16 protein-coding genes and 1 pseudogene are annotated in these 13,982 nt (G+C 63.6%); 5 read left to right on the top strand and 12 right to left on the bottom strand.

The window, feature by feature from the left end; translation table 11 throughout:
* Window positions 1-2: 2 nt before the first annotated feature.
* Genes ACGHN1_RS02935 through ACGHN1_RS02925 form a run of 3 tightly spaced genes read left to right on the top strand, consistent with a single transcriptional unit; the run spans window position 3 to window position 2,416 of the window.
* Window positions 3-746 carry a ZIP family metal transporter gene (locus tag ACGHN1_RS02935; RefSeq protein WP_390548171.1) on the top strand — a complete coding sequence of 248 codons (744 nt, stop codon included), beginning with the start codon at window positions 3-5 and terminating at the stop codon, window positions 744-746.
* Window position 747: 1 nt separating this feature from the next.
* A complete protein-coding gene (locus ACGHN1_RS02930; protein WP_390548169.1) occupies window positions 748-1,371 on the top strand; it encodes an exopolysaccharide biosynthesis protein in 624 nt (207 codons plus the stop codon).
* A gap of 7 nt (window positions 1,372-1,378) precedes the next feature.
* A complete protein-coding gene (locus ACGHN1_RS02925) occupies window positions 1,379-2,416 on the top strand; it encodes a sodium:calcium antiporter (RefSeq protein ID WP_390548167.1) in 1,038 nt (345 codons plus the stop codon).
* Here the strand turns inward: ACGHN1_RS02925 and ACGHN1_RS02920 are convergent.
* From ACGHN1_RS02920 to ACGHN1_RS02905, 4 genes are read right to left on the bottom strand one after another with little or no spacing between them, the layout of a single operon-like run.
* Window positions 2,413-2,691 (bottom strand): hypothetical protein, encoded by a 279-nt coding sequence (locus tag ACGHN1_RS02920; protein ID WP_390548166.1) that lies wholly within the window; start codon window positions 2,689-2,691, stop codon window positions 2,413-2,415. The two genes, ACGHN1_RS02925 and ACGHN1_RS02920, sit on opposite strands and share 4 nt — an antisense overlap.
* A 4-nt stretch (window positions 2,692-2,695) precedes the next feature.
* Window positions 2,696-5,284, bottom strand: a complete 2,589-nt coding sequence (locus tag ACGHN1_RS02915) for a cbb3-type cytochrome c oxidase subunit I (RefSeq protein ID WP_390548164.1) — start codon at window positions 5,282-5,284, stop codon at window positions 2,696-2,698.
* Window positions 5,281-6,306 carry a cytochrome c oxidase subunit II gene (gene coxB, locus ACGHN1_RS02910; protein WP_390548162.1) on the bottom strand — a complete coding sequence of 342 codons (1,026 nt, stop codon included), beginning with the start codon at window positions 6,304-6,306 and terminating at the stop codon, window positions 5,281-5,283. Before coxB ends, ACGHN1_RS02915 begins: the two co-directional genes overlap by 4 nt.
* Window positions 6,299-6,595, bottom strand: coding sequence for a c-type cytochrome (locus ACGHN1_RS02905; protein WP_390548160.1), 297 nt, complete (start codon window positions 6,593-6,595; stop codon window positions 6,299-6,301). The genes coxB and ACGHN1_RS02905 overlap by 8 nt, the downstream gene beginning before the upstream one ends.
* A gap of 140 nt (window positions 6,596-6,735) precedes the next feature.
* Here ACGHN1_RS02905 and ACGHN1_RS02900 point away from each other — a divergent pair.
* A pseudogene (locus tag ACGHN1_RS02900) lies at window positions 6,736-7,308 on the top strand (c-type cytochrome); the annotation flags it as partial.
* A gap of 13 nt (window positions 7,309-7,321) precedes the next feature.
* Here ACGHN1_RS02900 and ACGHN1_RS02895 read toward each other — a convergent pair.
* The 6 genes from ACGHN1_RS02895 to ACGHN1_RS02870 all read right to left on the bottom strand — a co-directional run bounded on the left by ACGHN1_RS02895 (window position 7,322) and on the right by ACGHN1_RS02870 (window position 11,369).
* Window positions 7,322-8,002 (bottom strand): cytochrome b, encoded by a 681-nt coding sequence (locus ACGHN1_RS02895; RefSeq protein ID WP_390548158.1) that lies wholly within the window; start codon window positions 8,000-8,002, stop codon window positions 7,322-7,324.
* Window positions 7,999-8,727, bottom strand: a complete 729-nt coding sequence (locus tag ACGHN1_RS02890) for a cytochrome c oxidase assembly protein (protein WP_390548157.1) — start codon at window positions 8,725-8,727, stop codon at window positions 7,999-8,001. The genes ACGHN1_RS02895 and ACGHN1_RS02890 overlap by 4 nt, the downstream gene beginning before the upstream one ends.
* Before the next feature lie 606 nt (window positions 8,728-9,333).
* On the bottom strand, window positions 9,334-9,558 hold the full coding sequence (locus ACGHN1_RS02885; protein WP_390549809.1) for a hypothetical protein: 225 nt from the start codon (window positions 9,556-9,558) through the stop codon (window positions 9,334-9,336).
* Window positions 9,465-9,740, bottom strand: coding sequence for a CHASE2 domain-containing protein (locus tag ACGHN1_RS02880; RefSeq protein WP_390548155.1), 276 nt, complete (start codon window positions 9,738-9,740; stop codon window positions 9,465-9,467). Before ACGHN1_RS02880 ends, ACGHN1_RS02885 begins: the two co-directional genes overlap by 94 nt.
* A gap of 4 nt (window positions 9,741-9,744) precedes the next feature.
* Window positions 9,745-9,882: a hypothetical protein gene (locus ACGHN1_RS02875; RefSeq protein WP_390548153.1), complete on the bottom strand. Its 138-nt coding sequence runs from the start codon at window positions 9,880-9,882 to the stop codon at window positions 9,745-9,747.
* A 92-nt stretch (window positions 9,883-9,974) separates the two neighbouring features.
* Window positions 9,975-11,369, bottom strand: coding sequence for a FecR domain-containing protein (locus tag ACGHN1_RS02870; RefSeq protein ID WP_390548151.1), 1,395 nt, complete (start codon window positions 11,367-11,369; stop codon window positions 9,975-9,977).
* A gap of 162 nt (window positions 11,370-11,531) precedes the next feature.
* Between ACGHN1_RS02870 and ACGHN1_RS02865 the strand changes: the two genes are divergently transcribed.
* Window positions 11,532-13,151, top strand: coding sequence for a ShlB/FhaC/HecB family hemolysin secretion/activation protein (locus ACGHN1_RS02865; RefSeq protein ID WP_390548149.1), 1,620 nt, complete (start codon window positions 11,532-11,534; stop codon window positions 13,149-13,151).
* Between the two features lie 39 nt (window positions 13,152-13,190).
* Here ACGHN1_RS02865 and ACGHN1_RS02860 read toward each other — a convergent pair whose 3' ends face one another.
* Together ACGHN1_RS02860 and ACGHN1_RS02855 are read right to left on the bottom strand one after the other, a co-directional pair.
* On the bottom strand, window positions 13,191-13,610 hold the full coding sequence (locus ACGHN1_RS02860; protein ID WP_390548147.1) for a PilZ domain-containing protein: 420 nt from the start codon (window positions 13,608-13,610) through the stop codon (window positions 13,191-13,193).
* Between the two features lie 127 nt (window positions 13,611-13,737).
* The gene (locus tag ACGHN1_RS02855) at window positions 13,738-13,956 is read right to left on the bottom strand and encodes a hypothetical protein (protein ID WP_390548145.1); all 219 of its coding nucleotides are present in this window, start codon (window positions 13,954-13,956) and stop codon (window positions 13,738-13,740) included.
* Between the last annotated feature and the right edge of the window lie 26 nt (window positions 13,957-13,982).

The following is a 13,982-nucleotide window of genomic DNA, read 5'->3' as shown; positions in this document are numbered from 1 at the left end:
GCATGGGAGGATCCAGCCTTCTCCCGGTTCTCGGCCTTGCGCTGCTTCCTTCGCTGGGCAATCTTCTCGGCGTAGCGCTGGCCGAGTGGCGCAAGCCGCCCGAATGGCTGGTCGGCGGCGCGCTCCATGCCGCAGCGGGCATTGCCACCGCGGTTGCCGCGATCGAGCTCATCCCGCGCTCTCAGGAGCGGATCGAGACCTGGCTGCTGGTGGCGGCGCTGTTCGTCGGCGCGATCTGTTCGGCCGGCATCGCCAAGGCCACGCGCGCGATCCGCGACCGGATAGGCAGTGCTACGGGGCGGGCGACGACCTGGGGCGCCTATGCCGCGATTGGAGTCGACCTGTTCACCGACGGGCTGATGACCGGCGGGGGCGGTGCGGTCGCGCGCGAACTGGGCCTGCTGCTGGCACTGTCGCAGGTGGCAGGCAATCTGCCGGGCGGTTTCGCCATCGCCGCCGATTTCTGCTCAGCGAAGATACCACGCGGCAAGCGGTTGCGCGCGCTGGCGATCTATCCCCTCCTCCCCGTGATCGGCGCGCTGGTCGGTTATGTCGTGCTGGCAGGCGCGGGGCCATTGCTGACCGGTTTCGTGCTCGCCCTGTTTGCCGGCCTGCTGCTAATCGCGACGATCGAGGATATCGTGCCCGAAGCCGATCAGCCCAAGGCCAAGCGCCGCATTTCGAGTCCGTCCTTCGCGCTGGGCTTCGGCGCGCTTTTGCTGACCTCGGCCTATCTTGGAGAATGACATGACCGACACGCCGCAAGACGAAGCAGTCCACTCAGTCTGCAACATTCTCGGAAAACTGCGCGAGCTGGCGGATGCGCAGAACAAGGTTTCCATCGGCGACGTGCTCGATGCGATCGGCGACCGGTCTTATGGCCCTGCGCTCATGCTGCCGGCGCTGATCGAGATCAGCCCGATCGGGGGGATACCCGGCTTGCCGACCTTCCTTGCCGCCATCGTCGCGCTGGTCGCGGCGCAATTGCTGTTCGGCAAGAAGCATCTCTGGCTGCCGCGGGTCATCCAGAAGCGCGCCCTCTCGGGGGAAAAGCTGCACAAGGCCGCCGATAAGCTCGATGGCATCGCGGCACGGCTCGACCAATGGTTCCACGGGCGCATGCCGCATTTCATCCAAGGCGTCTGGCCGCGAATTGCCGCGGGCATTGTCATCCTGCTGTGCCTTACCGTACCGCCGCTCGAATTCGTGCCTTTCGCCAGCACTGCCCCGATGGCCGCGATCATCGCCTTTGGTCTCGCCCTGCTGGTGCGCGACGGATTGCTGATGCTGATCGCCATCGGTGCCGGAGTCCTTTCGATAGCGGTCGGTGCGGGCCTGATCGGGTCGAGCGGGCTCATGTCAAGGCAATGACGCTGCCATGAACTTGGCCGGGCTTTCCCTGGTTGCGCTCTTCCCGCTGTTCGTAGCCGGAGCCGCGCTGGTCTGGTTCGCGGGTGCGCGGCTGGCCGGCTATGCCGACACGATATCGCGGCGGAGCGGCATCGGGCAGGCGACCATCGGCGTCATCCTGTTGGGGGCAGTCACATCCCTGCCCGAGATAACCACCACCAGCGTCGCGGTGGTGTCCGACAATCCGCGCATGGCGGTCAACAATCTTATCGGCGGCGTCGCCTTCCAGGTGGTCGTGATCGCGCTGGCGGACCTGTTCGTGGGCGAGGACGCGCTGACCAGCATGGTGCCGGGGCCGCGCGTCATGCTGAATGCTGCGGTTAGCATCGTTCTGCTGGTGCTCGTGGCGCTGGGCGTCATGGTGGGCGACTGGGAATTGTGGGGCAGCGGGGTCGGCTTCTTTCCGGTACTCATTGCCGCGACCTACCTTCTGTGCCTGTGGCGGCTGGGGAGGAGCGTTTCTTCGAGCGGCTGGACCCCCGAAGTCTTGCCGGACGTGGATCGGCAGGAAGAGACGCCGTCCGAGCTATCCAGTGCGCGCCTTGCCGGAGTCACGCTGAGCGCCGCCGTGCTGATCTGTGTCGGCGGCACACTCGTGACATTGGCGGTAGAGGGGATGGCAGAGCAGACGGGCACCGATACCGGCGTGATGGGCCTAACCCTGCTCGCCTTCGCCACGTCCCTGCCCGAACTCAGCACGGCGATCGCGGCTGTTCGCATGCGCCGCGTGGAACTGGCCATCGGCGATATCCTGGGCGGCAACATGTTCGACGTCACGTTGATCCTGCTGATCGATGTGATGGCGGCAGGCCCGCTAGTGCTCGACCAGGTCGATCGCAGCGCGATGGTGGCGGCGCTTCTCGGCATATTGTTGACCGTGCTCGTCCTGGTCGGACTGCTCGAACGGCGCGACAAGGCCAAGTTTCGCATGGGTTACGATTCCATCGCCGTGCTCGTGGCCTATGGCGCGGGAATGGCGGCAATCCTTGCCAGCGTCTTCGATTAGCCGATAATTGCGGGGAGCAAGCTGAACACGATGCCGGTGGCCGAGATGACGATGCCGAGCCCGGGTATCGAGACCGGCGAGGACACGCTCCCTCGCCGCCATAACCACGACATCGCACCCAGAGCGGGCAGGGTCAGGATTGCGGCGATCCAGCGCGCCGCGGGCCGGTCAGGGAAAGCACTGCTCGCCGCCCAAAGGAGCGAGAAATGCGCGGCCCATACGCACAGTGCCAGAGTCGGGGTCAGCCAGTCCATATCGTTGCGATAGTCGCGCATCGCCTCACCCTCCGGGGAACAGCCGAACCACGAGTGCGGCGGCGAGGCCCTGCAGCGCTGTATAGCCGATGAACCGCACCACCACGTCGAGCGTGACATTGCTCGGACCGACGAGCAGGCCCCGACCGCTGCGATAGCCGAGGTAGAGTGCCATGATGCCCGCGATAACGACGGTGCAAGCCTGGAAGGCGAGCAGTGCGAAGACCGTTGCTCCCTGTCCGCTGGCGGTCGGATCGAGCCCCGCGCTGCGCCAGCCTGTCCAGTCCCACCATATCGCCGCGCCCAGCAGGCAGGTGCCGATTGCGGCCATCAGCCAGGGTCCCTGACCCGGGAATGCCCCCTTGGGCTTGGAGGCGAGAATGCGGCGCGACACCCATGCCGATCCCAGCGCCAGCACCAGCAGCGCGGCGATCCCGGCGGTCTGGGCGAGAGCGGGCGGGGCGCTCCACACCTCCGGATTGACGCCGTAGAGGTAGAGATAGCTGAAGATCGCCATGAAGACGATCATCCCCATCACCACCATCAGCGTATTGAGCGCCCACCATCCGTGGCTGGAAGGTCCGGTGATCGCAATCGGCACCATGATGCCTGCGCCGATATCCGCCGTTTCCTGCTGGATCGGGCGGTCGGTTTCCCATAGCCAGCGCAGGACGCAGGCAAGCGCGACCACTCCGCTGAAGATCGAGAAGGCATAAGCCTGCACGGTCAGCGCGAGAAAGAAACCCGCGGTGAAGACTGCGGCGCTGACCGGCCATGGCGAGGGGCCGGGCATCAGTTGCAGGTACTGCGGCTCCGCATTGATGGGGCTGGTTATGATCGTCTCGCGGAGGCCGGTGACGGTGTTGGGGAGGAAATAGCGGCCCTCGGCCACGTCGTTGCAGATGACCGGATCGTCCCATAGCGGCTCTCGGCTCTTCACCAGCGGGATCGAGCGCGTCGAATACATACCCGTGGGCAGCCATTCCAGCGTGCCCCCGCCATACACATTGCCGGCATCCTCGTTAGTGGTGAAACGGAACCGGCGCGCAAGGTCGAAAAGGAACAGCAGTACGCCCGCTGTGATCACGAAGGCGCCTATCGTCGAAACGAGGTTGAGCAGGTCGAGCCCGCGATCGGGCAGATAGGTATAAACCCGTCGGGGCATGCCCATGAAGCCGGTCAGATGCATCGGCAGGAAAGTGATGTGCAGCCCAGTGAACATCAGCCAGAATACCCATTTGCCCAGCCGTTCGGACAGCGCATTCTTCGATGTCATGCCGTTCCAGTAATAGAAGGCGGCGAACATCGGGAACACCATCCCACCCAGCAGTACGTAATGCAGGTGCGCGACGATGAAATAGGTGTCGTGGACCTGCCAGTCGAACGGCACCATGCCGACCATTACCCCGGTCAGCCCGCCTATGACGAAGATGCCGATACTGCCCACGACGAACATGGCAGGCGTCGACCATTTGATCTTGCCCGCAGCCAGCGTGGCGATCCAGCAGAAAACCTGGATGCCCGCAGGCAGGCTCACCGCCATGCTCGCCGCACTGAAATATCCGGTGGAGACGCGCGGCATGCCGGTGGCGAACATGTGGTGCGCCCAGACGCCGAAGCTGATGAAGCCGGTCGCCACCAGTGCCAGCACGTTGAGGCGATAGCCAACCAGCTCGGTGCGCGCCACGGTCGCCACCATCATGCTCATCAGGCCGGCGGCGGGCAGGAAGATGATGTAGACCTCCGGATGGCCGAAGAACCAGAACAGGTGCTGCCACAGCAGCGGATCGCCCCCCCGCGTCGGATCGAAGAACGGCCAGTTGAGCGCGCGCTCCAGCTCCAGCAGCAGAGTGCCGAGGATCACGCTGGGGAAAGCGATCACGATCATCACCGCGAAGACCAGCATGGCCCAGGCGAACATCGGCATCCGATCGAGCGTCATGCCGGGTGCGCGCGTGCGGAGCACGCCGACGATGATTTCGATCGCCCCGGCAATCGCGCTGATCTCGATGAAGCCTATGCCGAGCAGCCAGAAATCGGTGTTGATCCCCGGTGAATGGGCCATCGAAGTGAGCGGGGGGTACATGAACCAACCTCCGTCGGGCGCGAGGCCCACGAAAATGCTGGCAAAGAAGCACAGTCCCCCAACGCAATAGGCCCAGAAGGCGTAGGCGGAAAGGCGCGGAAAGGGCAGGTCGCGCGCGGCCAGCATCTGCGGCAGCAGCATGATCCCGATCGCTTCCACCATCGGCACTGCGAACAGGAACATCATCACCGTGCCATGCATGGTGAAGAATTGGTTGTAGGTGTCCGGTGGCAGAAAATCCTGCAGCGGCGCGGCAAGCTGCACGCGCATCCCCAGCGCAAGAATGCCCGCCAGCAGAAAGAACAGGAACGCCGTCGCGACGTAGAAGAAGCCGATGTAATTGTTGTTGACGACCGTCAGCAGCCCCCAGCCTTTGGGTGCTGCCCAGATCTTCTCGAGCTCCTCGACCTCGCCTTCGGATCGGGGGCGGCGAGTGGGAAAAAGCCGGTAGAGTTCGTGATCGAACCCCGTTTCGGACGCGCGCCCTTCCATCGCCTCGTGCGTCCTGTCCAGCGGACCTGCGCTCATCGCTGGCGCTCGAGCCAGATCGCGATCGCTTCCAGTTCCTCGGCGGAGAGCATGTCGTAACTCGGCATACGGTTGCCCGGCTTGATCGACTGGCTGTCGCCGATCCACCCGATCATCGTGCCTCGATTGTTGGGCAGAATGCCCGCGCCCAGCGTCAATCGACTGCCGACATGGGTGAGATCGGGACCCACCAGGCCGTTCGCCTGGGTTCCGGCGACACGGTGGCAGGCGCCGCATCCGCTATCGATGAACAGCGCGCGACCATCGAGGCTGTTGGCCGCGGTCCGCGTGATAGAGGAGGAGATCGCCGGAACTTCGCCCGGCACGTCCTGATCGGCAATCTCGGGGCGCGCCGTTACCCGCCCTGCGACCCAGGCATCCCATTGCGCGCGACTATGCGCCACGGCGACGAAGCCCATCAGCGCATGAGGACCACCGCAATATTCGGCGCAGACCCCGCCGTAACGGCCCGGCCGATCCGCCTGGATCACCAGCTCATTCGTCCGACCCGGGATCATGTCCTCTTTGCCCGAGAGGTTGGGCACCCAGAAACTGTGGATCACATCCTCGCTGGCGAGTTCGACCACCACGGGCTCGCCGACCGGCAGGTGCAGTTCGTTGGCATCGCGCAGGATCACATTGCCGTCGCGATCGAGATATTCGACGTCGAACCACCACATATATCCGGTGACGTGGACCCGCATCGCGTCTTCGGGGACCGGTTCGGTCAGCGATGCGGTCAGGGTCAGCCCCCAGATCAGCAAGCCGGTCAGCACCACCCCGGGAAACGCGATCCCGCCGAACCACACGGCCTTTTCACCGCCGAGCCTGGCCTTCCATCTCTCCGGACCCTTGATCGCCACATAGAGTGCGGCGACCACGATTGCGGTCACGGCGACTGCCATCCCGATCAGTGCCCAGGCCAGCACCACCACGCTGTCCGCATAGGGACCGGCCGGATCGAGCACGGGGGGCGGCCAGCCCCACCAGGCATCGAAAATGTCGATGGGTGCGCTACTCATCGTCTAGACCATAGAGATACGCCGCGACATCGCGAGCCTCTTCTTCGCTGAGCGGCATGGCGGGCATCGCGGATCCGGGCCTGGCCACGGGTGCGTTGCGGACGAAGGCGGCGAGGTTTTTGGGCGTGTTCGGCAAGGCACCGGCGATCGGGCCGATATCGTCGAAGCCCACCAGCGAAGGTCCGGTGCGGCCTTTCGGCCAAGCGATGCCCGGGATTTCGTGACAGGCCGCACAGCCCACGCGCTCGATCGCCTCGCGTCCGTTCCGGGCTGTTTCGGGATCGGCCACATAGCGCGATTGGGGAGGCTGCTTGCAAGCAGCCAGGCTCCCGCACAACGCGACGGACAGACCGATCGTCAGAGATTTGCCCAAGATGCTCCCCCCGTCCCACGGGGAACCGGCCCATCGTGCCGGAGGTTCCCCACGCGATGCGCAAATTGCCCCCGGTCTTCCTGAATCTTCTTTTGCCGGCGGTATTGGCTGCATGCAGCGAGGCCAAGCCGACCACCGGTCGATACGAGATTTCCGGAGAAGTCATCGCGCTGAGCGGCGGGGATGCTGGGGCCCGCGGGGCCTGCGTTACCTGCCATGGGCTGGAAGGACAGGGGGACGGCAATCTCGTCCCACGTCTCTCCGGGCTGGACCCGGGATACCAGCTCCGCCAGCTCGAATATTTCGCCGAAGGCCAGCGGCGGCATCCGCAGATGGTCTGGATCGCGGATCACCTCGATTGGCCGGCGCGAGAGAAGGTCTCGAATTATTATGCCCGCCTCCCCGTACCGGCGACAGCATACAGCGCGCCCGATGCTGGCGATTGCGCAGCGGCGGAAGTCTATCTGCGCGGCGATCCCGCCCGCGGCCTTGCCTCCTGCGCGAGTTGCCACGGCACGGACGGCGCGGGCGTCGGTGCAGGCAATCCGCCGCTCGCCGCGCAGCCCGCGCCCTATCTCGAGGCGCAGCTGAAAGCCTGGGCAAACGGCGAGCGCTATGGCGGCGACAACACCATGACCCGCATCAGCCAGCTTCTGACGGAGAGGGAGATGGCTCGTCTGGCCGACTATAGTTCGGCCCTCCCGGGTGCCGGTGGGTATCCGGGACCTCCGGAAACATGCCCTCGAACACGTCGTCCCGATCCCAATAATGGTGCTTGATCGCCGCAATGGCATGGGCCGGGATCAGCACGGCAAGCACCACGACGCAAATGACATGGACGTCTTCGGCGGCATCGAGGATCCAGAACTGCCATTCGGGCGACATATCCTGGAACGGCATGGCCGGAACCGGGACGAGACCCGCTAGGCGAAGCTCGCGCGCCGGCTGGATTGCCGACCACATCGCCCAGCCAGATAGCGGCAACAGCGTGAACAGTGCGTAAAATACGGCGTGTATCGTGTGGGCAACGGTCGTCCGCCAGCCCTGCCTATCAGCATCATTAATGGGTCCAGGTACGATCAGCCGCCAGAGCAGCCGCAGCGCGCCGAGTACCAGCAGCGTCAGCCCCACCTCCGAATGCACGGCATAGGCTTCCAGCTTGTCCGGCCCGACGAGATAGCGCTGCATCAGCCACCCGGTGACGAGTTGCCACATCACCACGGCCGCCATGATCCAGTGAAACGCGACGCCGACCGGCGTGTATTTCCCCCGGTCGCGATAGCCGACCGACCATTCGCGCCATTGCTGTACCCATGGCTTCATCGCGCGTAGGCCGGTTGCATCGATCGATAGAGAATGGCGAGCGCGATGAGCAGATAGACCGCCGATGCGGGCGCCCACATGATCAGCCCGGCGACTTGCTGGTCCTCCATCGGGGTCCAGCCCCAGGCCTGCGTGGTGGCGAAATGCGGGGCGTAGACGGGGCGCCCGGAAAAGGTGAGGAGCGCGCCGAGCGCCCCCATTTGCACCATGGTCGCAAGGGTCGCCGCCACTGCAGCCGGTGCCTGCGCTTTGCGCATCGACGCCCACCAGAGTGAAGCGGTCCCAGTTAGGCTCAACTGCATGATCCAGAAAACGGCACTGCTAGACAGCGCAACGGAATAAACTGCCGGCGCATGCCAGAACCAGAAAACGATTGCCTGGACGCCGGTCAGCAATCCCAGGGAAGACGGTCCGATGCGCTTCCCAAGATCGAGCGAACTAGCCAGAAGCGGAGCAAGGGCCAGCGTCAGCGCCACATGATGGATTGCGCGTATCGTAAAGAGGGCCGAACCCAGCGCACAAAGCGGGGTTATGAACAGGATGAGGGTGACTGCGGTTGCGGCGAGATGACTGCGCGTCGCTTGCGGTGCATATTTCAAACCGAATCCGAGACCTGCGGCAATAACCACGAGCAGAATCGGATCCCCATTCCAGCTGGCGAGCCAGTTCGAAGGGTTGGGAGCAACACCGCAATAAGGCGTCCAGGAATGGGAAGCTCCATGCATGATCGAATCTCTACCTCATTTGCGTTCTTCCTGTCACGAAGCGGAAGGTCGCACTTCTTGCTCTGTATTCATCACAGTTTTCGATAGACCGAATGAAAGAAGGACTCATCCCTCTTTCGACGGAATTGCGGTTTACCAATTCCAGCCTAATATGAGGGATTCAGCCCGGATGAGTACGATCAGTAGCATCGGCACTGCCGATCAAATGGCAGCTTCCCAATTGCTACGCGCCAAACCGGACAGTCGGCTACCGGCCCAATAGCGGCTAGACAGCATCGCGCCTTCACATCGGTCATCGAACATCGGTTAAGTTAGTCCCGAAAGCTGCCGTTCGGTCAGGATCAGTTGATGAGAGCATTGCGTCCTAAAAAGGATCATTCCGACGTCGATCAGTAATTCCACGATGACAAACGGATCACGGGCGGATGATTATACCATATCGTTCACGCTCGCTCACGAGCATGGTTCGCATGCAGGTCCAGAGGTGTCCGGACTTGTCAAACCAATTAAAGTGCGTCGCGCGATGATGACGGTGATGAGCTTTGAACCAGTTTGAGCAGTTCTGCGGCGTTCGTGCGTTTCGCAATGTGATAACCTTGCGCAAAATCACTGCGGATCCAGCGCAGGAATGTCAGGAAGTGCGCATCTTCGATTCCCTCCGCAACGATTGGAATTGAAAGTCCCGATCGGCATGTCGCACACGATGCCGGTCGGATCGGGTTGCACGGAGGCCGATCCTAGCAACACGTGTTCGCGCAGCTGCGAGATCGGAAGCGCGTCGAGCTGGCGCTGGTCCGCGGCGCTGGCCTGCTGGCCGAACGCCGGAAGCACGATATTTGCCGAAGCTTTCTCCAGCGACCGGCGAAGCGCGCGTCGTCCGTGGGGCTCGAGCGCGCGGAGAAATCGACATCGAATGCGATAGTGCGGGCGCCGGCGCGATCGAGACGATCCACCACCCTGGTATAATGGGTCCGATCCCTAGGCCACTGGCGGATCGGCCAAGCTCGCGGCATTCATTTAGACCACCGCAACCTGTCTAATCGCTTGGGTGGAGCGCATAGCGAAACTCAGGTCGTACAACTCGTGCTTGATCGGGCGCAGCGCTCCGACCGCGGCCGGAAAGCTGGCAGCGATGACGATTGCGGCGGCAACCATCACACGCAGGACCGAAGGCGCCGGATTGGTCGCGAAATCGAACCGGAAAGGTAAACGCGCGCTCACGATTTCACGCCTGCGCGACGCCGGCCTCAATCGTCATCGTCGTCATCTTCGTCATCGTCATCGTCATCGTCATCGTCATCGTCATCGTCGTCATCATCATCGTCGTCGTCGTCATCATCGTCGTCGTCGTCATCGTCATCGTCATCATCCCAATCGTCATCGGGATCAGGCTCAGGCTCTGGTTCTGGCTCCGGCTCAGGCTCTGGCTCTGGCTCCGGCTCCGGCTCTGGTTCGGGCTCCGGTTCGGGCTCGGGTTCGGGCTCGGGTTCGGGCTCGGGTTCGGGCTCGGGCTCCGGCTCGGACTCGGGCTCTGGCTCTGGCTCTGGCTCCGGTTCGGGCTCGGGCTCGGGCTCGGGCTCGGGCTCGGGCTCGGACTCTGGCTCGGACTCTGGCTCGGACTCTGGCTCGGGCTCGGGCTCGGGCTCGGGTTCAGGCTGTGGTTCTGGCTCGGGAGTCGGTTCGGGCTCCGGTTGGGGCTCGGGCTCTGGTTCCGGCTCCGGCTCGGGATCAGGCATCGGAACAGGATCCTCAGGTTCTCCAGGCTGCTCCGGCTCGTCCACGGGATCAGGGATGGTCTCGACAGGCTCCTGACCGCCGCGCCCGGCCAGCGCGGCAGCGTCGGCAACAATCTGCGCTGCGAAATCGAATGTTTCACCTTCGATCAAACCGTCGGACAGATCGGACAAATCCGCCGCGCCGCTTCCGAATGCTGCATCGATGAATTGTGCGGGCTGGGGCTCTGCACTGAGCGAACTCGAAACTGCCGCAGCCTGCGGCACTGATACCGGGGCGCCGGTTGGAGCAGGCGCCGCCGTCGGCGCCGAACCCTCTGCCGGACGGGCCGGAGAATCGAGCACCCGGCGCTCCGCACCTTCCACGACAAGCCGATAGCGATCGTCCGCCGCCACCATGGCCACCGCGCCCGGCATCACCAGGTCGCGCGCGCCGCCATCGTCGGTGGAAACCTCGACCGCGCCTTCCAGCACCTGCATCGAGGCACCCTCGGGCGCCACGGTCACGGTGAACACCGTCCCCTTCACCACGGCGGCGAGGTATTCGGTCTTCACGCCGAAATGCGGATCGGGCTGCTTGCCGATGTTGAACAGCGCGCTGCCGAAGTCCTGGACGATCTGTATGACTGAACGCTCGCGGGTGGGGGCGGGGATGCGAATCTCCGAATTGCGCCGGACGGTCACGAACTCGCGCCCGCGGACCAGCACTGCATTGCCGTCGTTGCCGGTCCGGACCACGGCACCGCTTGGAACGCGCGCACCCGGCCGCGCTGCCACGGTTCCCGCCTCGCCGCGGATGGTGACCTGCCCCTGCATCTCGCTGACCTGCCACGGTCCGGTCTGCGCCAGCGCGCTGGTGCTTCCCAGCAGCGCTGCGAGGGTCGAAAGCTTGACGATTGTGCGGTGCACGGCACTCTCCTTCGAGCGTGCCATAGGGGAAAATACCCACCCAAGTGGTTGAAGCGCAGGGTAAACACTTCCTGAAATTGACGGAAAATAAAGGACTTGCCGCCGATAAGGCCCGCGAACAGCGGGAAATTGTCTGTGCGGTCGATTTTGTTGAATGGAGTTGTGCTGGGGGCACTCGTCACCTCCGCGCCGGTTCTGGCGCAGGATACGCTCGACCGCACCGACCCGACCCAGGCCGAGGTTCCGGAGGACCTGCCGCGCGACATCGACGAAGAGGTGCGGGTCGAGACGGTTCGCATCGATGTCGACCCGACCATCTTCGATGATACTCGATACGATGTCGGCGCGATCGTCGTCGACAACCTCGTCGCACTCGATCCCGGCGATTTCACCGACATCGTCCAGGAATATTCGGCCCGCTCGCTCTCCGCGGGCGAACTCGGCGCGCTCAGCGGACGGATCGCGCAGCGCGCGCGCGATCGGGGCTATATCTTCGCCAGCGCCGCGATAGCACCGCAATCGCTGGCCTCCGGGGTCCTGAGGGTTCGCCTCGAGGAAGGCGTGATCGACGAGATCCGGGTGACCGGGGATGGCGACAGCGCCATCCGTTCGCAACTCGCGCCCCTCGTCGACGGTCGGCCGGTCACGCTGGCGAGGCTCGAGCGACATCTGCTCCTCGCCGACGACATCGCCGGCGTTCGCCTGCGCTCGCCGCGCTACGAACGCGAAGGCAATCGCGGCATCTTGATCGTCGACGCTTCGCGCAGCCGGTTCAGCGGCCGGGTCGGGCTCGAGAACGACGGGTCCAGGCCGATCGGTCCCTTGCGCGCGCGGATCGATTTCGATGCCAACGGTCTTATCTCGCCGTTCGACGAGGTCGACTTCACCTATTCGACCGTGCCAGACAGCCCCAGCGAATTGCAATACGTGCGCGGGCGTTATGGCGTGGTGTTCTCTCAGCAAGGATCGCAGTTCGCGGTCTCGGCCTCGTATTCCGCGACAAATCCGGGGGCCTATCTCGAAGATCGGGACATCTTCGGGGAGTCGATGAGCCTGGCCGCCCATCTTCGACACCCATTGCAGCGGTCACGGGCCTTCTCGCTATGGCTCGACGGCGAATTCGAGTTCCGCGATCTGCGCCAGGAACGCTTCGGAATTCTGGCGCGGCACGATCGCATCCCGGTGGTGCGTGTCGGGCTCTACGCGCGCTCGCTGATGTTCGACGGTTCCTTCCGCGGCCGCCTGACCCTGTCGCAAGGGCTCGATTTGCTGGATGCGACGCAGACCGGCGATCCGCTTGCCTCGCGCGACGATGCCTCGCCCGATTTCACGACCCTTTCCGCCTGGTTCGCCTGGGACCGCGCCCTTTCGCACTCCTTCAGCATGGCGCTTGCGGGGCGAGGTCAGGTGTCGACGACCCCATTGCTGATCACCGAGGATATCGGCCTCGGGGGCAACAGCTTCCTGCGCGGCTACAATTTCAGCGAGCGCTCCGGCGACAACGGCGTGGCCGGCTCGGCCGAGCTGCGATACGACTGGCCGAGCCCCTTCGGGCTGGTGCGCCGAATGCAGATCTACGCGTTCGCCGATGGCGGCGTGGTGGGCAATCTCGATGACGGTCGCGGCAGCGGTTCGCTCGCCTCTGGCGGCGGCGGGCTGCGTACCAACATCACTCGCGATCTCGATCTCGGGCTCGAACTCGCCCTGCCGCTCACCGGCCCGCGCTACGATACCGACGACAAGTCCCCGCGCTTCAATATGTCGATCAGCCAGTCGTTCTGATCTGACTTCGGAGGATCGAACCGTTAGCCGGCTGTAAAGCTATAGGCGAGTGGGTCGCCCAGTTTGCGCAATCTCCTCAGCCAGCGCCGCCAATCGTTCAGGCGATTGACGACTTAGCCTCACCTGATTTCGAGCTCGTCGATCGCTTGTTTGCTTTGCATCGGAAATGAGCGTGCAGATATGGTCAAAAACTGGTCCATAAATCGGCGCATGAAATTCCAGTCCTGTGTGATATTGATCGACCCAGCAAACCGTTGATTCGATCGGGCCAATCTCTCCTATCCTCACACTTACAATTGCGGCTCTTTTAAGCCAAGGCGAGCGTATCGTGCAGGCGCATCCGGTTTCCGATAGGTCCGTCACCTCTGCAAGGAGCGGTTTTCCAGATCCGGTTCGTATTTCCCCCATCACTGCTAGTTCGTAGCGAGGCTTTCGTCGCCGCCCAATCCTGTCTTCCACGACTCTCTCCAAACCGGCCCCCTCCCGGGATGCCCTAGGGCAAGGAAGTTAACATATTGGAGTGGCGGAGAAGAGGCGTAAACTAAACGCTGCCGGTACGCTCTAGAACAGCTAGTGAACGTCGATATCACAAGGTAATCGTGCGCCCCGACAGCAGCTGGGATGTAGCCAGATAATCGAGGAGCGCCGAGTTCGGGTCGGTACCGCTTTTATCGCTCCTTGACACTTGAACGTAACCCAGTTGCCGGGTGTGTCCGGTTTGGGCGGCAAAGCTTTCAGAAGCAGTCGTTCCGTCAACGGCCCCTTTTTTGTCGGTCTGAAACGCGCCCCACATGTCGTCGTTCACGGGTTGTGCGCTATTGCCCGAAAGCG

Origin of the sequence: Qipengyuania sp. MTN3-11 (genome assembly GCF_042851825.1) — a bacterium.
GTDB lineage: Bacteria > Pseudomonadota > Alphaproteobacteria > Sphingomonadales > Sphingomonadaceae > Qipengyuania.
This window is presented reverse-complemented; position numbering and strand designations above follow the sequence as displayed.